Annotated in this window: 16 protein-coding genes and 1 tRNA gene; 10 read left to right on the top strand and 7 right to left on the bottom strand. The window is 71.8% G+C overall.

From position 1 onward, the window contains the following. Window positions 1–159: 159 nt before the first annotated feature. A complete protein-coding gene (gene aceE, locus ACFVVA_RS15325) occupies window positions 160–2,910 on the bottom strand; it encodes a pyruvate dehydrogenase (acetyl-transferring), homodimeric type (RefSeq protein ID WP_359913040.1) in 2,751 nt (916 codons plus the stop codon). A gap of 516 nt (window positions 2,911–3,426) precedes the next feature. On the opposite strand from aceE, the gene ACFVVA_RS15320 reads away from it, so the two are divergent. The 5 genes from ACFVVA_RS15320 to ACFVVA_RS15300 all read left to right on the top strand — a co-directional run bounded on the left by ACFVVA_RS15320 (window position 3,427) and on the right by ACFVVA_RS15300 (window position 7,310). Beyond that, entirely contained in the window at window positions 3,427–3,864 is a 438-nt protein-coding gene (locus ACFVVA_RS15320; protein ID WP_359913037.1) for a DUF3052 domain-containing protein, read from the top strand. 133 nt (window positions 3,865–3,997) lie between these two features. Beyond that, a complete protein-coding gene (locus tag ACFVVA_RS15315) occupies window positions 3,998–4,456 on the top strand; it encodes a peroxiredoxin (RefSeq protein WP_359915651.1) in 459 nt (152 codons plus the stop codon). A gap of 231 nt (window positions 4,457–4,687) precedes the next feature. Next, the gene (locus ACFVVA_RS15310) at window positions 4,688–5,263 is read left to right on the top strand and encodes a TerD family protein (protein WP_387689638.1); all 576 of its coding nucleotides are present in this window, start codon (window positions 4,688–4,690) and stop codon (window positions 5,261–5,263) included. 226 nt (window positions 5,264–5,489) lie between these two features. Beyond that, window positions 5,490–6,068, top strand: a complete 579-nt coding sequence (locus tag ACFVVA_RS15305; protein ID WP_359914478.1) for a TerD family protein — start codon at window positions 5,490–5,492, stop codon at window positions 6,066–6,068. Window positions 6,069–6,215: 147 nt separating this feature from the next. Next, window positions 6,216–7,310, top strand: a complete 1,095-nt coding sequence (locus tag ACFVVA_RS15300; protein WP_387689636.1) for a DUF475 domain-containing protein — start codon at window positions 6,216–6,218, stop codon at window positions 7,308–7,310. 89 nt (window positions 7,311–7,399) lie between these two features. Here ACFVVA_RS15300 and ACFVVA_RS15295 read toward each other — a convergent pair whose 3' ends face one another. Continuing rightward, complete coding sequence (locus ACFVVA_RS15295; protein WP_387689635.1) at window positions 7,400–8,563, bottom strand: DUF2637 domain-containing protein; 1,164 nt, start codon at window positions 8,561–8,563, stop codon at window positions 7,400–7,402. Between the two features lie 340 nt (window positions 8,564–8,903). On the opposite strand from ACFVVA_RS15295, the gene ACFVVA_RS15290 reads away from it, so the two are divergent. Next, the gene (locus tag ACFVVA_RS15290; protein WP_387689633.1) at window positions 8,904–9,644 is read left to right on the top strand and encodes a Tellurium resistance; all 741 of its coding nucleotides are present in this window, start codon (window positions 8,904–8,906) and stop codon (window positions 9,642–9,644) included. Between the two features lie 71 nt (window positions 9,645–9,715). Here ACFVVA_RS15290 and ACFVVA_RS15285 read toward each other — a convergent pair whose 3' ends face one another. After that, the gene (locus ACFVVA_RS15285) at window positions 9,716–10,906 is read right to left on the bottom strand and encodes a TerD family protein (RefSeq protein WP_387689631.1); all 1,191 of its coding nucleotides are present in this window, start codon (window positions 10,904–10,906) and stop codon (window positions 9,716–9,718) included. 356 nt (window positions 10,907–11,262) lie between these two features. Between ACFVVA_RS15285 and ACFVVA_RS15280 the strand changes: the two genes are divergently transcribed. The 3 genes from ACFVVA_RS15280 to ACFVVA_RS15270 all read left to right on the top strand — a co-directional run bounded on the left by ACFVVA_RS15280 (window position 11,263) and on the right by ACFVVA_RS15270 (window position 16,185). Further along, on the top strand, window positions 11,263–12,528 hold the full coding sequence (locus ACFVVA_RS15280; RefSeq protein WP_387689629.1) for an HpcH/HpaI aldolase/citrate lyase family protein: 1,266 nt from the start codon (window positions 11,263–11,265) through the stop codon (window positions 12,526–12,528). Between the two features lie 211 nt (window positions 12,529–12,739). Continuing rightward, window positions 12,740–15,352, top strand: a complete 2,613-nt coding sequence (locus ACFVVA_RS15275; RefSeq protein ID WP_387689627.1) for a phosphoribosyltransferase — start codon at window positions 12,740–12,742, stop codon at window positions 15,350–15,352. Then, window positions 15,352–16,185: an HAD family hydrolase gene (locus tag ACFVVA_RS15270; protein WP_387689625.1), complete on the top strand. Its 834-nt coding sequence runs from the start codon at window positions 15,352–15,354 to the stop codon at window positions 16,183–16,185. The genes ACFVVA_RS15275 and ACFVVA_RS15270 overlap by 1 nt, the downstream gene beginning before the upstream one ends. Window positions 16,186–16,207: 22 nt before the next feature. On the opposite strand, the gene ACFVVA_RS15265 is transcribed toward ACFVVA_RS15270, so the two are convergent. Together ACFVVA_RS15265 and ACFVVA_RS15260 are read right to left on the bottom strand one after the other, a co-directional pair. Continuing rightward, window positions 16,208–16,426, bottom strand: coding sequence for a zinc ribbon domain-containing protein (locus ACFVVA_RS15265; RefSeq protein WP_359914456.1), 219 nt, complete (start codon window positions 16,424–16,426; stop codon window positions 16,208–16,210). Between the two features lie 124 nt (window positions 16,427–16,550). After that, a complete protein-coding gene (locus ACFVVA_RS15260) occupies window positions 16,551–17,960 on the bottom strand; it encodes a hypothetical protein (RefSeq protein WP_387689623.1) in 1,410 nt (469 codons plus the stop codon). Window positions 17,961–18,132: 172 nt separating this feature from the next. Here ACFVVA_RS15260 and ACFVVA_RS15255 point away from each other — a divergent pair. Continuing rightward, window positions 18,133–18,204, top strand: a tRNA-Val gene (locus tag ACFVVA_RS15255). Between the two features lie 66 nt (window positions 18,205–18,270). Here ACFVVA_RS15255 and ACFVVA_RS15250 read toward each other — a convergent pair. Next, window positions 18,271–19,527 (bottom strand): restriction endonuclease, encoded by a 1,257-nt coding sequence (locus ACFVVA_RS15250; RefSeq protein WP_387689621.1) that lies wholly within the window; start codon window positions 19,525–19,527, stop codon window positions 18,271–18,273. A gap of 527 nt (window positions 19,528–20,054) precedes the next feature. Next, on the bottom strand, window positions 20,055–20,189 hold the full coding sequence (locus tag ACFVVA_RS15245; RefSeq protein WP_387689619.1) for a hypothetical protein: 135 nt from the start codon (window positions 20,187–20,189) through the stop codon (window positions 20,055–20,057). Window positions 20,190–20,354 lie beyond the last annotated feature (165 nt).

Raw genomic sequence — 20,354 nt, 5'->3', positions numbered from 1 at the left:
GGCCGTCCTGCTGTTCCCGTGGGCCGTGGCGTTCCCCGAGGGCCACCGGCGGGCCGGTCCGGGCGGCGGGCCGAGGGCCGAACCAAGGGCCGCGCCACGGCGAACGCCGAAGGGCCGGACCCCCGACGGGAGTCCGGCCCCTCAGTGCCTACGGGCTGATCAGGCCTCGCCGCCGGCGGCACCCGGGTCGGCCGCGGCCACGTCCAGCAGCTGGTAGCGGTCGATCGCGTCCTTCAGCGCCGAGCGGTCGATCTTGCCCTGCTTGGCGAGCTCGGTGAGCACCCCCAGGACGACCGACTGCGCGTCGATGTGGAAGAAGCGACGGGCCGCGCCACGGGTGTCGGCGAAGCCGAAGCCGTCGGCGCCCAGCGACTGGTACTGACCCGGCACCCAGCGGGCGATCTGGTCCGGCACCGCGCGCATCCAGTCGGACACCGCGACGACCGGGCCCTCGGCGCCCTGGAGCTTCTGGGTGACGTACGGCACGCGCTGCTGCTCCTCGGGGTGCAGCAGGTTGAACTCCTCGGCCTCCACCGCGTCGCGGCGCAGCTCGTTCCAGGAGGTCGCGGACCAGACGTCGGCCTTGACGTTCCACTCCTCGGCGAGGATGCGCTGGGCCTCCAGGGCCCACGGCACGGCCACGCCGGAGGCGAGGATCTGGGCCGGGATCTGGCCGGCGGTGCCCGGCGCGTACTTGTGCAGACCCTTGAGGATGCCCTCGACGTCCACGTTCTCGGGCTCGGCCGGCATCTTGATCGGCTCGTTGTAGACGGTCATGTAGTAGAACACGTCCTCGCCGTGCGGGTGCTCGGCGCTGGAGCCGTACATCCGCCGCAGACCGTCCTGGACGATGTGCGCGATCTCGAAGCCGTACGCCGGGTCGTACGCGACGACACCCGGGTTGGTCGAGGCCAGCAGGTGCGAGTGGCCGTCGGCGTGCTGCAGGCCCTCACCGGTCAGCGTGGTGCGGCCGGCGGTGGCGCCGATCACGAAGCCGCGGGCCAGCTGGTCGGCCATCTGCCAGAACTGGTCGCCGGTGCGCTGGAACCCGAACATCGAGTAGAAGACGTACACCGGGATCAGCGGCTCGCCGTGGGTGGCGTAGGAGGAGCCGGCGGCGATCAGCGAGGCGGTGCAGCCCGCCTCGGAGATGCCGTCGTGCAGCATCTGGCCGGTCGGCGACTCCTTGTAGGCGAGGAGGAGGTCCCGGTCGACCGACTCGTAGGTCTGGCCGAGCGGGTTGTAGATCTTCGCCGACGGGAAGAGCGAGTCCATGCCGAAGGTGCGGTACTCGTCCGGCGCGATCGGCACGAAGCGGTTGCCGATGCCCTTGTCCCGCATGAGGTCCTTGAGCACCCGGACGAACGCCATGGTGGTGGCGATGGTCTGGTTGCCGGAACCCTTCTTGACCGCCTTGTACGCGTCGTCGCCGGGCAGCTCCAGCTTCCGCGGGCGGACCTTGCGGGTCGGCACGTAGCCGCCCAGCTCCTCCCGGCGGTCGTGCATGTACTGGATCTCCTCCGAGTCGCGGCCCGGGTGGTAGTAGGGCGGGTAGCCCTCCTCGAGCTGCTTGTCGGTGATCGGCAGGTGCAGCCGGTCGCGGAAGCGCTTCAGGTCCTCGACCGTCAGCTTCTTCATCTGGTGGGTGGCGTTGCGGCCCTCGAAGTTGGGGCCCAGCGTCCAGCCCTTGACCGTCTGGGCGAGGATGACCGTCGGCTGGCCCTTGTGCTCGCGGGCAGCCTTGAACGCCGCGTAGATCTTCTTGTGGTCGTGGCCGCCGCGACCCAGGTGCTGGATCTGCTGGTCGGTCATGTTCTCGACCATGGCGCGCAGGCGCAGGTCGCCGCCGAAGAAGTGCTCGCGGATGTACTGGCCGGTCTCGGTGGCGTAGGTCTGGAACTGGCCGTCCACCGTGGTGTTCAGCTTGTTGACCAGGACGCCGTCGCGGTCCTGCGCGAGCAGCGGGTCCCAGCTGCGGTCCCAGACCAGCTTGATCACGTTCCAGCCGGCGCCCCGGAACTGGGACTCCAGCTCCTGGATGATCTTGCCGTTGCCGCGGACCGGGCCGTCCAGGCGCTGCAGGTTGCAGTTGACCACGAAGGTCAGGTTGTCCAGGCCCTCGCGGGCGGCCAGCGACAGCTGGCCGAGCGACTCGGGCTCGTCCATCTCGCCGTCGCCGAGGAAGGCGTAGACCTGCGAGTCGGAGGTGTCCTTGATCCCGCGGTGCTCCAGGTAGCGGTTCATCCGGGCCTGGTAGATCGCGCCGAGCGGGCCGAGGCCCATCGAGACGGTCGGGAACTCCCAGAAGTCCGGCATCAGCCGCGGGTGCGGGTAGCTGGAGAGGCCGTACGGGGCCTTCGACTTCTCCTGGCGGAACGCGTCGAGCTGCTGCTCGGTGAGCCGGTCCAGCAGGAAGGCGCGGGCGTAGATGCCGGGGGAGGCGTGGCCCTGGAAGAAGACCTGGTCGCCGGACTCGCCCTCGCCGTCCTTGCCGCGGAAGAAGTAGTTGAAGCCGACGTCGTACAGAGACGCGGAGGAGGCGAAGGTGGCGATGTGGCCACCGACGCCGATGCCCGGGCGCTGCGCCCGGGAGACCATGACGGCCGCGTTCCACCGGGTCGCGTTGAGGATCTTCCGCTCGATCTCCTCGTTGCCGGGGAAGAACGGTTCGTCCTTGGTCGCGATGGTGTTGACGTAGTCCGTGCTGCGCATCTCGGGCACGGCGACACGCTTCTCGCGGGCGCGCTCGATCAGCCGCAGCATCAGGTAACGGGCACGCTCACGCCCCCGCTCGTCGATGGCCGCATCGAGCGACTCCAGCCATTCCGCGGTCTCCTCGGGATCGAAGTCCGGGACCTGACTCGGAAGGCCGCCAATGATGATCGGGTTGCGATCGGATCCGGAAGCCACGCTGTTCCTTCACTGTCGGTCGAAACTGAGGTGTGTCGCGCCGCCTCCATCGTGCTACCGCGCTCGGAGATCCGTCATCTCTACCGATCGGTAACCGGTCCGCCCGGCGGGCGGCCCGGTCTGGCGGCGTGCGGTGCGGGCGTCTTCGTCCGCTCCGCACACCCCCGGGTGTTACGAAAAGAGGTGGTCCGACCTGGTGTCCCGTCCGCCCGATGGCGGGCGGCCGGGGTGAGGGCCAACAGGAGACTCTACGCCCGCGCACGCGCGGACCCGAATGCCGTTCGCATCTCGGGCGTGCGTACGGCCTGTGGGCCGGGACCATCCGAAGCATCCTTGGACCATGCAGAAAAGGGCAAATCGGTGTGATTCCCGCCACGTCGAGCGGCGTGTCCCCCTGCGACACGTCAACCTTTGGAGGGGATCGGGGGTCGGGTACTTGCGCGAACCGCCGCGCCCGTGTGGACTACGGCCACAGCCTCGGCATGGATGCCGGGCCGAATACTGGAGGTTATTCCCGTGAGCGCGACCGCGGACCCCGCGGACAAGTCCAACCCGGCGACCCGTCTCGGCTTCGAAGAGGGCCAGATCATCCAGGAGCTGGGGTACGACGACGACACTGACCAGGAACTCCGCGAGGGAATCGAGGAGCTCATCGGGACGGATCTCGTCGACGAGGACTACGACGACGTCGCCGACGCCGTTCTGCTGTGGCACCGCGACGACGACGGGGACCTCACCGACGCCCTCGTCGACGCGCTGGAGTACCTCGCTGAAGGCGGCCTGATCTGGCTGATGACGCCCAAGACCGGGCGGGACGGCCACATCGAGGCCTCCGACATCAGCGACGCGGCCAAGACCGCGGGCCTCTCCCAGACCAGCTCGATCAACATCGTCAAGGACTGGGCGGCCACCAGGCTCGCGACCAAGTCCACGGCGAAGGGCGCCAAGCGCTGAGCGGGCTCTGAAGCACATGCGGCGGGCCGCGGCCGCCCGCCTCATCCGTTCGGCGCAACGGCCGTAAACGAATGCGAGGATGTGGCCCGCCGCGCCCGCCGCGCGGCGCGGTCGCGTCAGAAAGGTCCCGCTCATGGCCATCGAGGTCGGCACCCCGGCTCCGGACTTCGAGCTCAACAACCAGCACGGCGAGGCCGTCCGGCTCTCCGACTTCCGCGGCCGGCGGAACGTCGTCCTGGTCTTCTACCCGTTCGCCTTCACCGGTGTGTGCACGGGCGAGCTGGGCGCGATCCAGCGGGAGCTGGCGGGCCTGCAGAACGACACCGTGCAGGTGCTCGGCCTCTCCTGCGACTCGCAGTTCTCCCAGCGGGTCTTCGCCGACCGGGAGGGCCTGGAGTTCCCGCTGCTGGCCGACTTCTGGCCGCACGGCGAGGTCACCCGGGCCTACGGCGTCCTCGACGAGGAGCGGGGCTGCCCGCTGCGCGGCACCTTCGTGATCGACACCACGGGCACGGTGCGCTGGAGCGTCGTCAACGGCCTCCCGGACGCCCGGGACGAGCAGGAGTACCTGAAGGTCCTCGCGGCGCTCTGAGACCCCCGCCCGGGCCCCGTACGCGCCTCGGCCGGGTCGCGGGCGCCCTGCGGCACCCGCCGGCCGAGTGCCCCGGGGCCGTGTCCGGCCTGATCAGGGGTGCGGACGGGAACCCCGTACTACGCTCGGGCCGTTGGCGGGGTGGGATGCGGGAGCCGATGGGCCTCCCGCCGCCCCGGACCGCACCACCGGGGGCACCACTGGACGTGCCTCCCGATTCTTGGAGGACTAGTGGGAGTCAGCCTCAGCAAGGGCGGCAACGTCTCGCTCACCAAGGAGGCACCCGGCCTCACCGCCGTGGTCGTCGGCCTGGGCTGGGACGTCCGGACCACCACCGGCGCGGACTTCGACCTGGACGCCAGCGCCCTGCTGTGCAACGCCCAGGGCAAGGTCACCTCGGACGGCAACTTCGTGTTCTTCAACAACCTGAAGAGCCCGGACGGCTCGGTCGAGCACACCGGTGACAACCTGACCGGCGAGGGCGAGGGCGACGACGAGGCGATCAAGGTCAACCTGGCCGGCGTGCCGGTGGACGTCGAGAAGATCGTCTTCCCGGTGTCGATCTACGACGCCGAGACCCGCGGCCAGAACTTCGGCCAGGTGCGCAACGCGTTCATCCGCGTGGTGAACCAGGCCGACAACACGGAGCTGGCCCGCTACGACCTCTCCGAGGACGCCTCCACCGAGACCGCGATGGTCTTCGGCGAGCTGTACCGCAACGGCGCGGAGTGGAAGTTCCGCGCCATCGGCCAGGGCTACGCCTCCGGCCTGCGCGGCATCGCGCAGGACTTCGGCGTCAACGTCTGAGCCCGCGCCGGCGCCCTGCGGCGCGGGCTGCGCGCCGTTCTCCCGGGGCGGCCCCGGACCTCCGAGGTCCGGGGCCGCCCCGGCTTCGTCCGGCCCGGTGCCGTGGCGGTTCCTCGCACTGCGAGGATGTGAGTTCAGGAAGTTCAGCCGACCAGAACCGGTCGGCCGGGGCCGCGGGGGATACACCTGGATGGCGCCCCGGGAGAAGCAAGGGAGGAAGAACGTCATGGTGGTCACGCTCGCCAAGGGTGGCAACGTCTCGCTCACCAAGGCCGCGCCGAACCTGACGCAGGTCCAGATCGGCCTCGGCTGGTCCGCCCGTTCGACCACGGGCGCCCCGTTCGACCTCGATGCGAGCGCCCTGATCTGCGGTGGCGGGCGAGTGCTCGGTGACGAGTACTTCGTCTTCTACAACAACCTCAAGAGCCCCGAGGGCTCAGTGGAGCACCAGGGCGACAACCTCACCGGCGGCGACGAAACGGGTGACGACGAGGTGGTCCTGGTCAGCCTGGACCTCGTCCCGGCACAGGCCGACAAGGTGATCTTCGCGGTCTCGATCTACGAGGCCGAGGCGCGGCTCCAGAACTTCGGTCAGGTCCGCAACGCCTACATCCGGGTCGTCAACTCGGTCGACGGCCAGGAGATCGCCCGCTACGACCTGTCCGAGGACGCGTCCAGCGAGACCGCGATGATCTTCGGTGAGCTGTACCGCTACGCGGGCGAGTGGAAGTTCCGCGCAGTGGGCCAGGGGTACGCCTCCGGCCTGCGTGGCATCGCGCTCGACTTCGGCGTGAACGTACAGTAAAGGCGGAAATCGGACTTGTCGTACCCGACCCGATCATGAGAACAGAGGGCAGTGCGGGGGTGACCTGACCGGGCCGGGCCCGGTCAGGACGTCTCGGGGACGAGGCCGCCCCCGGCACGGCCAGAACCCGAAAGGTAGCCAACTCCCGTGTTCCTCCGCACATTCGGCTGGTCGTTCGCGATCACCGTCATCGGCCTGATCGCGGCCGGACTGCTCTGGGGAGCCCAAGGCTTCGGCATCGTGCTGATGCTCTCCATCCTGGAGATCTCCCTGTCGTTCGACAACGCGGTGGTCAACGCCACGGTGTTGAAGCGGATGAACCCGTACTGGCAGAAGATCTTCCTGACCGTCGGTGTCCTCATCGCGGTCTTCGGCATGCGCCTGGTCTTCCCGCTGCTGGTCGTCGGCCTCACCGCGAAGCTCAACCCCACGACGGTCATCGACCTCGCGCTGCACTCCGAGAAGACCTACGAAGGCCTCACCTACGGCCAGTACCTGGAAGCGGCCAACCCGGCCATCGCGGCCTTCGGCGGCGTCTTCCTGCTGATGATCTTCCTCGACTTCATCTTCGAGGAGAAGGACTACAACTGGCTGGCCTGGATCGAGCGCCCGCTGGAGAAGGTCGGCAAGCTGGAGGCCTTCTCCACCGTCGTCGCCCTGGTCGCCCTGCTGCTCGCCTCCAACTTCTTCGCCGGGGAGCACGCGGAAACCGTTCTGCTCGCCGGTGTCCTCGGCCTGGTCACCTACCTCGCCGTCAACGGCCTCTCCTCGATCTTCGAGTCGGGGCTGGAGGCCGAGGAGGAGCGCGAGGAGGAGGCGGAGAAGGCCGGCAAGTCGATCATCCAGGTCGGCGGCAAGGCCGCGTTCTTCCTCTTCCTCTACCTGGAGGTCCTGGACGCCTCGTTCTCCTTCGACGGCGTGGTCGGCGCGTTCGCCATCTCCAGCGACATCTTCCAGATCACCCTGGGCCTCGGCATCGGCGCGATGTACATCCGCTCGCTGACCGTCTTCCTGGTCCGCAAGGGCACCCTGGACGACTACGTCTACCTCGAGCACGGCGCGCACTACGCCATCGGCGCGCTGGCGGCGATCCTGCTGATCGGGATCAAGTACCACATCCCGGAGATCGTCACCGGGCTGATCGGCGTCGCCTTCATCGGGCTGGCGCTCGGCTCGTCGATCCTGCGCAACCGGCGCGAGGGCGCGGACGAGGAACCGGAGCTGGTCGGCACCGGAAAGTAGTCCGCAGGGCAAGCGAAACGGCCGCCTCCGGGATTTCCCGGGGGCGGCCGTTCCTCGTGGTCCGCGGTCGTACCCGCGGGGTGCCGGGGTCAGCCGAGCTGCTGCTCGATCGCGCGCAGCTTGCGCTCCAGCGAGTCCAGCTTCGGCATCGACAGGGTGTCGTCGTCGGCCGTCAGGTCGATGGCCGAGCCGCTGCGGGACGACCCGGTGCCGGAGGAGGACGACGAGTACGAGGACGAGGAGTAGGAGGAGGACGAGTAGGAGGAGGACGAGTACGAGGAGCCGACGGCGGCGCGGGGGCGGCGACCGGCGTCCAGGGCGGCCGGCTCCGGCGAGTCGCCGGACAGGAGCGAGGCCGAGGTCGAGGTGGTGGCGTCGGATCCCGCGGCTAGGGCAGGCTCCGTAGCGCTCGGGCCGTCTCCGGCAGCCGTGAGGGCGGGAACCTGGCGGCCGCCGCGGGTCCGGGCGAGCATGCCGCCCTGCCGGGAGATGGCCTTCAGCTCGGCCCGCTCGCGGCGGTCGGCCGTACGGGCGCGGGCCTTGGCGTCCAGCTTCGCCTGGCGCTCCTCGCGCACCTCGTCGACCGCCTCGTCCAGGCTGCGGACGTTCTCCAGCAGCATCAGCGACCAGGCCGCGTAGGTCTCGCGCGGGGCGCGCAGCCAGCGGACGATGCGGATCTGCGGCAGCGGGCGGGGGACCAGGCCCTGTTCGCGCAGCGCGGCCTTGCGGGTCTGCTTCAGCGCCCGGTCGAACAGGATCGCCGCCGAGATCGACATGCCGGAGAAGAACTGCGGGGCGCCGTCGTGCGACACGCCGCGCGGGGCGTGCACCCAGTTGAACCAGGCCGAGGCGATCGCGAACACCCAGACCAGCAGGCGCGAACCGAGCGCGGCGTCACCGTGGCTGGCCTCGCGGACGGCGAGCACCGAGCAGAACATCGCGGCACCGTCCAGACCGAACGGGACGAGGTACTCCCAGCCGCCGGACAGACCCAGGTTCTCCTTGCCGAAGCCGACCAGGCCGTGGAAGGAGAGCGCGGCCGCGACACCGGCGCAGCAGAACAGCAGCGTGTACGAGGAGATGCCGTAGATCATCTCCTTGCGCCGACGGCGCTCCTCGCTGCGCTCCCAGGAGTCGCCGGACTCGTCCTTCTTCGAGCTCTTGAATCGCAGCGTCGCCATCAGGACGGCGACGAACAGCAGGGCTGCGCCGCCGACGACGGTCCAGACCAGCTGTATGGAGGTCAGGTTCATTGCGGGTCGGGCCTCGGGTTTCCGCAGGGGACAGGATCACAGCGCGACACAGGCGGTCAGGGCCCGCCGAGCGGGAGCTGCCTGACGATTCGTTCGTCGCCGCACGACGGGCCCGCCGCGCCCGCGCAGGGGCGGACGGGACACCTGTGCGGCTAGACGATATCGCGTCCGAAGGGGCGGCATGTTACGGGAGGGCGGCTTCCTCCCGCCAATCGACCCGCCGGTCGCGCCCAGTTGGGTAGAGGAGGGCGCGGACTGGGTATCCGACGGCCGGGCCGATGCCCGATCATTGGTCGGCGGACCGTCAGAACGCCTGGCGGGAGCAGGGGGAGAGGACTGCATGGTCTCGATCTGGGAGTACCTGCGCGGGGACAAGAGCTACACCTTCGACAACCCCGGCGGTCAGCACAAGGTCATACTCACCAAGTCGGCCCCGCAGCACGCGATCACCGGGTCGGCCGCCACCACCGGCTACCTCTACGTCAACCTGCACTGGACGATGAGCGCCGGAGGCGCCGCGCGGCCAAGCACCCGGGAGTCCGTGAAGCGGTTCTTCAGCCCGCGGATCCTGCGGCCGCAGGACCCGGACTCGCCGCAGGGCACCGAGCCGACGAACGTCGACCTCGACCTGGCCTGCATGTACGAGCTCTCCGACGGGAGCACCGGCGTGGTGCAGCCGCTCGGCGGGCTCTTCGGAGACCTCCAGAACGCGCCGTACATCAAACTCAGCGGCGACGACCAGTACGGGGCGCCGTCCGGCGAGACGATGTACGTCAACCTGGAGAAGAAGGACAAGTTCAAGCGGCTGCTGATCTTCGTCTACATCTACGACGGCACGCCGGCCTTCGAGCAGTCGCACGCGGTGGTCACGATCGTGCCGCAGACCGGGCCGCGGATCGAGATCAAGCTGGAGGAGCGGGCCCGGGCTGCGCGCTCCTGCGCGGTGGTGCTGATCGAGAACTCGGGGGACAACCAGCTGACGGTGCGGCGTGAGGTGCGGTACGTCAACGGGTTCCAGGCGGACATCGACCGGCTGTACGGCTTCGGGCTGCAGTGGCAGCGCGGGTACAAGAGCGACTGACGGCGGTCGGCGGTTCGGCGGTTTCACGGCGGGGCCGGGGCCGGGGCTGTCGGGCGGCCCCGCCGGGGGCGTCAGCGGGGCTGGAACTGCGGGCCCTGCGGGGGCAGCGCGAACTCCTCGCCGGTGGCGGCCGGGGGCTGGGCCGTCGGCGGCTGCGGCGGGACGGGCGGCTGCTGGCCGGTGCCGGGCTGCGGGTAGCCGTAGCCGGCGGGGCGCTGCTGCTGCGGCGGGACGGGCTGGTTCGGCTGGGGATAGCCGTAACCGCCCGGCTGCTGCTGGTAGGGCTGCTGGCCGGTGCCGGGCTGCGGGTAGCCGTAGCCGCCGGTGGGCTGCTGCTGGGGGTGGCCGTACGCCGGGCCGGTCTGCTGGGGGTAGCCGTAGCCGGTGCCGGGCTGGTGGCCCGGGGGTGCGGTGGGCGGCGGCGGGGGCATGGTCGGCGGGGCCGCGGGCGGCGGCGGGGTCGCCGGTGCGGGCGAGGCGCTCGCGGCGGCGGCGGTGGCCGGGGCCGGGGCGGTGGGCGGTGGCTGGACGGGCGGCTGGGCCGGGACGGGCGGCTGGGCCGGCGGCGACTGCGGGACGGCCGGGGCCAGCGTGAAGGTGCCCGGCTCGGGGGTGGTCGAGCGCGGGTCCGGCATCGCGGTGCTGCGCGGGTCGAGAGTGCCGGACGGGGTGGTGGACACGGGCACCTGGGCGGGCGCCTGGTCGGCCTCCGCCTCGTCGTCCACCATGATGCCGAAGTCGGTGGCGAGACCGATCAGCCCGGAGGTGTAGCCCTGGCCGATCGCCCGGAACTTCCAGGACCCGGACCGGCGGTACAGCTCGCCGGCGACCAGGGCGGTGACGTTCTCGGCGTCGTCGATCCCGAACTCGGCGAGCGCGGGCACGCCCTCGCCGGCCGTGGCGTCGAAGAGCAGCAGGCGCAGCCCCGGCACCGCGCGGAACGGTCCGCCCTCGGAGGAGCCGGCCAGCACCACCCGGTCCACCTCGGCGGGCAGCTTGCCCAGCTCGACCTCGACCGTGTCGATGATCTCGGCACCGCCGGAGGTCTGCTGCTTGGGCAGGTGGCGGACCAGGCCGGAGGGGTGGCGGGGCTGGTTGTAGAAGACGAAGTCGGCGTCCGAGCGGACCTTGCCGGAGGCGCCGAGCAGCAGCGCCGACGCGTCCACGTCCGGCGCACCGGGCGTGGCGCTCCAGCGCAGCACGGCGCGGACCGCCGCCGCCGGCAGTGCGATGTTGGCGCCCTTGGCCATCACGTGCGTCATAGCCGACCATCCTGCCTGTTCGCCACCCCTTCGGACAACGTGACCGGACCGGTCCGTGCCGGGTCGGACTTTGCCAAGACTTGCGCTTTCCGAGGTTTGCCGCCGTCGTTTCCGGGGTTCGCCGCCGTTCCGCCCATGATCGTCCAAGTGGACCGGGATGTTCCGGGAGTTCAGTGCCGGGGAACCGGGACCGGCCGGATCCCGTCCGTACGATGGGCGGTCGAAAGGTCCCCGGGGTTTCGACGCAGGGGCGCCCGGCGGAGGCGCCCCGGGAACCAAGGCGCCCGGTCGGCCGGTTGACCAGGGTGTCGTCGGCAACCGGCCGGGGGCCGGTCCACTTCCTGGAGGAGAGCACCTTGCGGCATTTCGGCCACCTCGCCGAGGACGTACGCGGCCGGCTCTTCCTGGAACAGCCGCGCCCGTTCGACGTGCGGAGCGAGCCGACGGTGCTCGCCACCGCCCTCGGAGGTACCCTCTACAGCCCGGCCACCCGGCCCGCCCTGGCCGCCGACATCCGCAAACTCGCTGGTCGGGGCGTGGTGTCGATGGTGCTCTGCCTGGAGGACGCGATCGCCGACCACGAGGTGGACGCGGGTGAGCGGAATCTGGTCGAGCAACTGAATGACCTGGTCAAGGATTTCACCTCCTGTGCACAGAGCCATCCCCTGCTCTTCATCAGGGTCCGCACCGCCGCCCAGATCCTCGACCTGGCCCGGCGCCTCGGACCGGCCGTCGAACTGCTGAGCGGCTTCGTGCTGCCGAAGTTCACCCCCGAGAACGGTGGCGAGTACCTGGCCGCGCTGGCCGCCGCCGAGGCCGCGACCGGGCGCCGGCTGTTCGCCATGCCCGTCCTGGAGTCGCCCGAACTCGCCCACCTGGAGACCAGGCGGGACCAGCTCTTCGGCATCGCCGACCTGCTCGCCGGCCACCGCGAGCGGGTGCTCGCCGTCCGGCTCGGCGTCACCGACCTCTGCTCCGCGTACGGCCTGCGGCGCTCGCCCGACCTCACCGCGTACGACGTGGCGCTGGTCGCGTCGGTGATCGGGGACGTGGTCAACGTGCTCGGCCGGGCGGACGGCACCGGGTACACCGTCACCGGACCGGTCTGGGAGTACTTCCCGGTGCAGGAGCGGATGTTCAAGCCGCAGCTGCGCCGGACCCCGTTCGCCGGGGCGTCCGTCTCCGCCGCGGCCGGGGCTGCGGCCGCGGCTGCGGGGGTTGCCGGGGCTGCGGGGGTTGCCGGGGTTGCCGGGACACTGCGGGCCTCCGGGGAGGAGGTCCGCCGACGGATCATCGAACACGACCTGGACGGGCTGATCCGGGAGGTCGAACTCGACCGGGCCAACGGCCTGCTCGGCAAGACCTGCATCCACCCCAGCCATGTGCCGGCCGTGCACGCCCTCTCCGTGGTCACGCACGAGGAGTACTGCGACGCCCGGGACATCCTCCGGCAGGAGCAGGACGGCGGCGGGGTACTGCGCTCGGCGTACACCAACAAGATGAACGAGGCCCGGCCGCACCGGGCCTGGGCGGAGCGGGTGCTGCTGCGGGCGGAGGTGTTCGGGGTGGCCCGGGAGGACGTGAGCTTCGCGGAACTGCTGTCGGCCTGCCTGTGCGGCTGACTGTTTCCGCGACCGAACCCGAGCCGTTCCCTCCGGTTCCCCCGGCGGGGATATGACGGATCCGTGAGTGGCGGGGCACCGACGCACCGACTTACCGACGAAGCAACGCACCGACGCACCGACGCGCCAGCGCACGAACGCACCGACGAAGCAACGCGCCAGCTCGCCAGCTCACGAACGCACCAGCGCACCATCGAAGGCAGGACCAGCAGTGACAGCAACACCGCAGACGTGGACCGGCCGTTGGGTCGCCGACCGGGCCGGGATCGCGCTGACCGGATCCGAGCGCCTCCCCGAACTCGTCGGCCTGGCGCTGCGCTCGGGGAACCCCAAGCGCGCCCACCTGCTGGTCTCCAACGTGCTCGGCAAGCACGTGCCGCAGCGGCCCTCGGTGGTCCACGGCACCGGGCTCGAACTCGGCCGCCGGGTCCGCGAACTGCTCGGCGCCGCGGCCACCGCGCGCGCCGTCGTGCTCGGCTACGCGGAGACGGCCACCGGCCTCGGCCACAGCGTCGCCGACGGCCTGGACGCCCCCTACCTGCACTCCACCCGCCGACCGGTGCCCGGCCTGGCCCCGGTCGGCGGCTTCGAGGAGGAGCACTCGCACGCCACCTCGCACCTGCTGCTCCCCGCCGACCCCGCACTCCTCGCCGGGGACGGGCCGCTGGTGCTGGTGGACGACGAGTTCTCCACCGGCCGCACGGTCCTCAACACCATCCGCGACCTGCACGCCCGCCACCCCCGCGGCCACTACGTCGTGGTCGCCCTGGTGGACCTGCGCTCCGCGGCCGACCGGCGCCGGCTCGACGAGGCCGCCGCCGAACTCGGCGTCCGGCTGGACCTGGTGGCCACCGCGAGCGGGACTGTCGAGCTGCCCGAGGACGTCGTGGCACGGGCCGAGCGGCTGATCGCCGGGGCGGTACTGGAGGAAGCGCCCCCGGCGGCCCCCGCGGCGCCGCTGGCCCGGATCGCGCTGGACTGGCCCGCCGGACTCCCGGACGGCGGCCGGCACGGCTTCACCGCCCGCGACCGCGCCCGGCTGGACGCCGCACTGCCCCGACTCGCCGGACAACTGGCCGAGGCCCTGCCCGCAGGGGCACGGCGGGTGCTGGTGCTCGGCTTCGAGGAGCTGATGTACGCGCCGCTGCGCCTGGCCGACGCCCTCGACGAACGGCTCGGCGGCAACCGCGTCCGGTTCTCCACCACCACCCGCTCGCCCGTCCTGGCAGTGGACGACCCCGGCTACGCCATCCGCACCCGGCTCGCCTTCCCCGCCCACGACGACCCGCAGGACGGCGGCTCGCCCGAGCGCTACGCGTACAACGTCGCCCCCGGCAGCGACCCGGCGCGGCGCTTCGACGCGGTGGTGCTGGTGGTGGACGACATGGCCGACACCCCGGCGCTGCACGAGGGCGAGCGGGCGCTGCTCGGCCAGCTGCGGCAGGTGACCGACCGGGTGGTGCTCGCCGTGCTGCCCTCGCACCGGCCGGTGGCCGGGGGTGCCGCTTCGCCGGCCGGGCCTGTTGTGCCGTCCATTTCGCCCTCGCCCTCGCCCTCGCCCTCGCCGCTGTCGCCGTCGCTGCCCGTGCCGCTGTACGGGCCGGCGTTCTCCTCGTACCCGGCCGAGGAGGTGGCCTGGCTGCTCAAGGACCTCTCCGGGGTCGCGCTCGAAGCCCCCACCGAGGAGCGCGAGGAGGCCGTCCAGAACGGCGGCGCGCACTACGCCGAGTCGCTGCCGGTCGAGTACCAGCCCAGCCCCGAGTACCAGGAGCTGTTCCAGCAGGCACTGCGCGGCTCCGCCGGGCGGATCGCGCTCGCCGTCGGCACCGTCGCCGAGACGCTGCTGCGCGAGCGCGGCCCCGGGCTGGTGCTCGCCTCGCTGGCCCGCGCCGGCACGCCCGTCGGCATCCTGATCCGGCGCTGGCTGGCCTTCGCGCACGGCCTGTCCGTCCCGCACTACGCGGTCTCGATCGTGCGCGGCCGCGGCATCGACCCGGTCGCGCTGCGGTACCTGGCGGCCCACCACCGCGCGCAGGACGTGGTGTTCGTCGACGGCTGGACCGGCAAGGGCGCGATCACCCGCGAACTGGCCGGCGCGCTGGCCGGCACCGACTTCGACCCGGACCTCGCGGTGCTGGCCGACCCGGGCCGCTGCGTTCGGACGTACGGAACCCGGGACGACTTCCTGATCCCGTCCGCCTGCCTCAACTCCACTGTCTCCGGGCTGGTTTCGCGCACCGTGCTGCGGGCCGGGCTGATCGGGCCGGACGACTTCCACGGCGCCAAGCACTACGCCGAACTGGCCGGGAGCGACGTCTCGGCGGCCTTCCTGGACGCGGTGGCCGCCCGCTTCGGCGAGGTCCGTGCCGCGGTGGCCGAGGGCGCCGGCCGGCTCGCCGACGACCCGCAGCGGGCGCCCGACTGGGCCGGCTGGGCCGCGGTCGAGCGGATCAGCGCCGAGTACGGCATCGACAACGTCAACCTGGTCAAGCCCGGCGTCGGCGAGACGACGCGGGTGCTGCTGCGGCGCGTCCCCTGGCGGATCCTCGCCCGGCGCGGCGCCGGCGCGGACCTCGACCACGTCCGGCTGCTCGCCGCCCAGCGCGGAGTCGAGGTCGAGGAGGTGGACGGCCTGCCGTACACCTGCGTCGGCCTGATCCACCCCCGCTACAGCCGCGGGGCGACCGGGGGCGACGGGCGTGCCGTGACCGACGGGCACCCCGGCACCGACGTGCGCCCCGGCACCGACGGGAGTGCCGTGACCGACCGACGCGCCTTCACCGATGGGCGCGTCGCGACCGAGACTACGGGGAGGGAATCCTGATGGGTGTTCTGGTGGCCAGCGACCTCGACCGGACGCTGATCTACTCCGAACGGGCCATGGCCCTGGCCGAGCCCGACCGGCTCGCGCCGCGGCTGCTCTGCGTCGAGGTGTACAAGGGGAGGCCGCTGTCCTTCATGACCGAGCGGGCCGCCGGGCTGCTCGCCGACCTCGCCCGGGAGGTCTGCTTCGTCCCGGCCACCACCCGGACACCGGAGCAGTACGGGCGGGTCAACCTGCCCGGCCCGACGCCGGACTGGGTCCCCGCGTACGCGATCTGCGCCAACGGCGGGCAGCTGCTGGTGGACGGCGTGCCGGACCGCGACTGGCGGGCCGAGATCACCACGCGGATCGCGGCCGGCTCGGCTCCGCTGGAGGAGGTGACCCGGCGGCTCGCCCTCTGCGCCGACCCGGAGTGGACGCACAAGCGGCGGGTCGCCGACGAGCTGTTCGCCTACCTGGTGGTCGAGCGCGCCGCACTGCCGGAGGGCTGGCTCGACGAGCTGACCGGCTGGTGCGCCGAACGCGGCTGGACGGTCTCCCTGCAGGGCCGCAAGGTGTACGCGGTGCCCGCGCCGCTCACCAAGAGCGCCGCGCTGGCCGAGGTCGTCCGGCGCGCCGGCGCCGACACGGTGCTGGCGGCCGGGGACTCACTGCTCGACGCGGACCTGCTGCTCGCGGCGGACGCGGGCTGGCGCCCGGGACACGGCGAACTCGCCGACAGCGGCTGGACGGCCCCCGGCGTCACCGCCCTGACGGAGGTGGGGGTGACGGCGGGGGAGGAGATCGTCCGGCGGTTCCTCGCGGGAGCGTCCGTCCTGCCGGTCGGGGCCTGACCGGGACCGGGACCGGCCCAGGTCAGCCGCAGCAACCGCCCCCGCAGCAACCGCCCCCGCCCCCGGCGGCGGGGGCCTGCTGGGCGGCGGCCGCGCCACCCGTGACGGCGACGGTGGACAGCAGCTTCACGGTGTCCTCGTGGCCCTGCGGGCAGACGGCGGGGTCGTTGGCCTGGGCCATCGGGCGGCGGAGCTCGAAGGTGGCGCCGCAGGAGCGGCAGCGGAAGTCGTAGCGTGGCATACCGGCAGCGTACCCAGCGGGGGTGGCTGCCGGGAGCCCTGTTCCGGCGCCGCCGGAGCCGTCGGTGCTATCGGCGCCACTGGTCCTACTGGTCCTACTGGTCCTACTGGCGTTGCCGGTCGTCCTACCGGTGACCGCCGAGGTCCCCGCGGATCAGCTCGATCACCCGCGCCGCCGTGTCCCGCACGCCCGCGAGCTCGGTCAGGAAGTGCCAGTAGTCGGGGTGCCGGCCCGCCGCCTCCAGCGCGGCCACCGCGCGGTCCAGCCGGGCCACCGCCTCGTCCAGCGGGGCGGCGTGCCGCGGGTCCGGCGCGCTGCGCCCGGCCATCGCCAGCCGCTGCGCGTCCCGGATCGCGAAGCGGGCACGCTCGATCTCCCGGTTGGGGTCGTGCTGCACCTCGTTCAGCTGCCGCAGCCGGTCGTTCACCGCGGACACCGAGCCGTCGGCGGTCTCCAGCAGCGCGCGGACCGTCCCGATCGCGGCGGTGGCGTCCGCCCAGCGCTGCTCGTCCCGCGCCCGGGCGGCCTCGGCGAGCTTGCGCTCGGCGGCGCGGCCGGTCTCCGCGACCTGGTCCGACACCCGCTGGAGGTCCTGCCAGCAGGCGGTGCTGAACCGGCGGCGCAGCTCGCTCAGAGCGGGCTCGACCGTCGTGGCCTTGGTCTCCAGCGCCTGGATGCGGGTCCGCAGGCTCGCCACCCGCCGGTCGATCTCCCGCGCCCGCTCCGGCAACTGCCCGGCGTCGGCGGCGATCGCCTCGGCGCGGTGCTTCACGTCGTCCGCGCGCCGCAGGGTGTCCGCGACCCCGTGCCGGGCCGGGCCCTCGTTCAGCCGGCCGAGCTCGGGCGCCAGCTCGGCCAGCCGGGCCGCCAGGTCGTCCGCCCGCAGGCCGGCGCCGCGCGCCTCGTCCAGCGCGGTGGTGGCCGCGAGCAGCGCGCGCTTGGCCTGCTCGACCGCCGGGGTGACCCGCATCAGCTGCTGCTCGGCGTGCTGGACGGTCGGCTGCAGGCGGCGCAGGAAGTCGTTCAGCTCCGCCCGGGCCGAGCCCAGCTGGCCCTTCACGTCCTCCAACTGGCGCTTGGCCTGCGCGGCCGTGCCCGCGTCCAGGGTCTCGCTGTCCAGGTTGTGGGCGTCGAGCGCGGCGAGGTAGTTCACGGTGACCTGGTCGACCCGGCCGGAGATCGCCGCCAGGTCGGCCAGCGCGCGCTGCGCCGCCTGGCTCTCCTCCGCCGCGCGGACCGTCTCCACCGCGAGCTGCACCTCGCGCTGGGTCTCCTCCAGCTCGTAGAACGCCTCCTGGGCCGCCGCCCGGGCCTCCCGGGCCTGTGCTCGTCCGCCCTCACCTCCGCCGCGCCGGCCCCACCAGCCGCCGGTCCCGGCCGAGGCCAGCCCGACCGCCCCCAGCGCACCCGCCAGCACCACCGGCAACACCAACGCGTCGGCCAGCGCACTCCCCGCCCGACGCCGCCCCCGCCCGCTCCCGCCGGCCACCGTCACTGCGCGCTCCCTGCTCCGACCCGCTGATCCGGCCTCCATTCTCCCCGATCCCCCCACCGGCCCGGCACCCCCTCCCACCCCATCCACCTCACGGCCCCGCACCCCGCCGCACCCCCACCCGCCCGCCACCCCACCGCACACCCGGCCCACACCACCTCCCGGGACCAGGTACCCTAGGCACTCGTCGTACGCCCACCGGGCATACGGCAGGGGGCGCGTAGCTCAGTGGTAGAGCGCTGCTCTTACAAAGCAGATGTCGGCGGTTCGAAACCGTCCGCGCCCACCCACACGAAGGGCCAGTTCGGAGGCTTGATCCTCCCGAACTGGCCCTTGTATCGTTCCCGGGCTCCTACTCGTCCCGTGCCACCCGCGTGCCAGATACCCCCGGTGCAGGGAAGCGCTGAGCCAGCCAGGAGTCGACAGCAGCCTTGGACGTGTAGCCGTGCTGCCGAAGCAGGTCGACGATGTCACGGCCACAGATAAGAATCACCGGGTGCTGATCGTCACGGATCTCCTCCTGCATCTGCCGGTTGAAGAACGATGTCGTGACGAGGACCCCGAAGTTCCGATGCCGGAGCCGGGAGATCAATCGACTCCCCTCCTTGACCCCGACCGACTGATCCGGCGACTTGCACTTGGCTTCAAGTGCGAAGTCGATGGCGATCCGGTCCGCGGGAGGGCCCAGATGGTACTGGCCGACCGCATCCCGGCCCCCGTCGCGGCTCCGGCGGGTCACCTCAACCTGCCCGGTCGCCGGCGCGAGCAGGCGCCACAGCTCCACAGCGCACGGCTCGAAGTCGTGTTCCCGGCCGCGGAAGTGCTCCCGCACAGCAGCCAAGATCTCCTGGGACTCCAGGTCGGGCGGCAGCTGCTCTGCCTGGCTGCGGATGACGGTTGTGGAGGGAGCTGCGAGTGCCATGTAGGAACGGGTCTCAACCCATGTCCGCCAAGCCTCTGGGCAGCCGCCTTCCAGGGCGTCACCGCCGTTCAGTACATGCTCAATCCAGGTACGGGGGATCACAGCCTGGTCGAGCACGGTGAAACGCGCCCGGTAGTTCTGGAACCGTCGGCCGTTGGTGGTGCGCCAGATTGCGGCCAGCTCATCGTCCGAGGTCAGGGCAGGGCCGCCGGGTGCGAGCAGGCCGCGGAACCGGACGCCGCGGCCGGTGGCGCCAGCCTTCTCGAAGAGCAGGAACGGAGGTATTCGGTGGCGGGCGTCAGGCCCCTCGTGCGACGCACCGAAGACATCGCGCAGCAGGAGGTTCCCGCGGCGGGGAGTTTTGTGCATCTCGTGGCCGGGGGTCCGGTTGTCGCCGAAGTAGGTGAAGCCGCCAGTCTGAGGGTCGAGAGCATCTGGCCAGTCAGGCTGCCGCCCGGTCGTGTAGAGGACTGCAAGGCGTACGGACTGTTCCTGTGGCGAGCCGGCGGGCCTGAAGCCGCCCTGATTGCCGACCCCCGGGACGAGCCTGTTGATCGGGTCATCTGAGCTGTTGCCCCTCGTGCCGCCGGGGTAGAACGCATCAAGATGGAGGTCGACCCCGGACAGATCCGCGAACGTAGCGGCAGGTTGTTCGGTCTGGGGCGAGGGTATGGCGGACGCGGGCACGTGATCAGGCTCCGTTCTGCTGAGCTTGCAGTACGTATGTGCGAATCGAAGTCTCTCGCGAGCGTGATCACATGAGGTCACCGGGGTAATCGCCGGTCCTGGCAATGAGTAGTGCAGCCGGTCATGTGCCGGTAGATCTGCGCGGCCCCGGTGCTGCTGTGGCCCGTCCTGGTCCTGAGCTCCCGGGTGTCGGCCCCGTTCTGCGAGGCGAGGGTGTTTCCGGTGCGCAGAGGTCGTGGAAGTGGGCATCCTCGCTCACCTCAGCAGCAGTGCGGGCCTTGATCCAGTCGTCCCGAAGGCTTCTTCGGCGGAGCTTGCCGAGGCGGGGCCCGATGAGGTGTGCCGTCCGAGCAGGGTCGGCGAATCGGTCGAGGTGGTGTTCCTTTTTTCGCCCACGATCCCGGCAGGAAAGCGATGGGGCGGACGCCCGCACGGCTCTTCGGCGCCGTGCCGTTGAGCCGACCGCGGTTGAGTTCCGCCTGGTTGCGCTGCACCCGGACGAGCCGGTTCGCCAGTTCGATGTCCCGTCAGGGGAGCGTAGCCAGTTCGCCGAAGCGGAGCGTCGTGAACACGGTCAGCAGCGCCAGGGCCCGCCAGCGCGGACTGATCGCGTCGGTGGTGACGACCACCTCGGTGACCGTGAGGGCTGGCCGCTTCCGCACGTCGCAGGGCGGTTGCCGAGAAGCTGGGCCCTTCGGCACGGGGCAAGGCTTCGTCCAGGGCTGTCGCCAGCGGGCCCGTTCGGCGACGGCGCGTAGGAGTCGGATGGCGAGGGGTGACCTGCTGGGGGCACCGGGACGGACGAGCTCCCAGACACACGGTTGGGC

Source organism: Kitasatospora sp. NPDC058048 (genome assembly GCF_042885555.1).
GTDB lineage: Bacteria > Actinomycetota > Actinomycetes > Streptomycetales > Streptomycetaceae > Kitasatospora > Kitasatospora lactacystinica.
The sequence above is the reverse complement of the archived record's forward strand: the minus strand, read 5'-3'. Positions and strand labels throughout refer to the sequence as shown.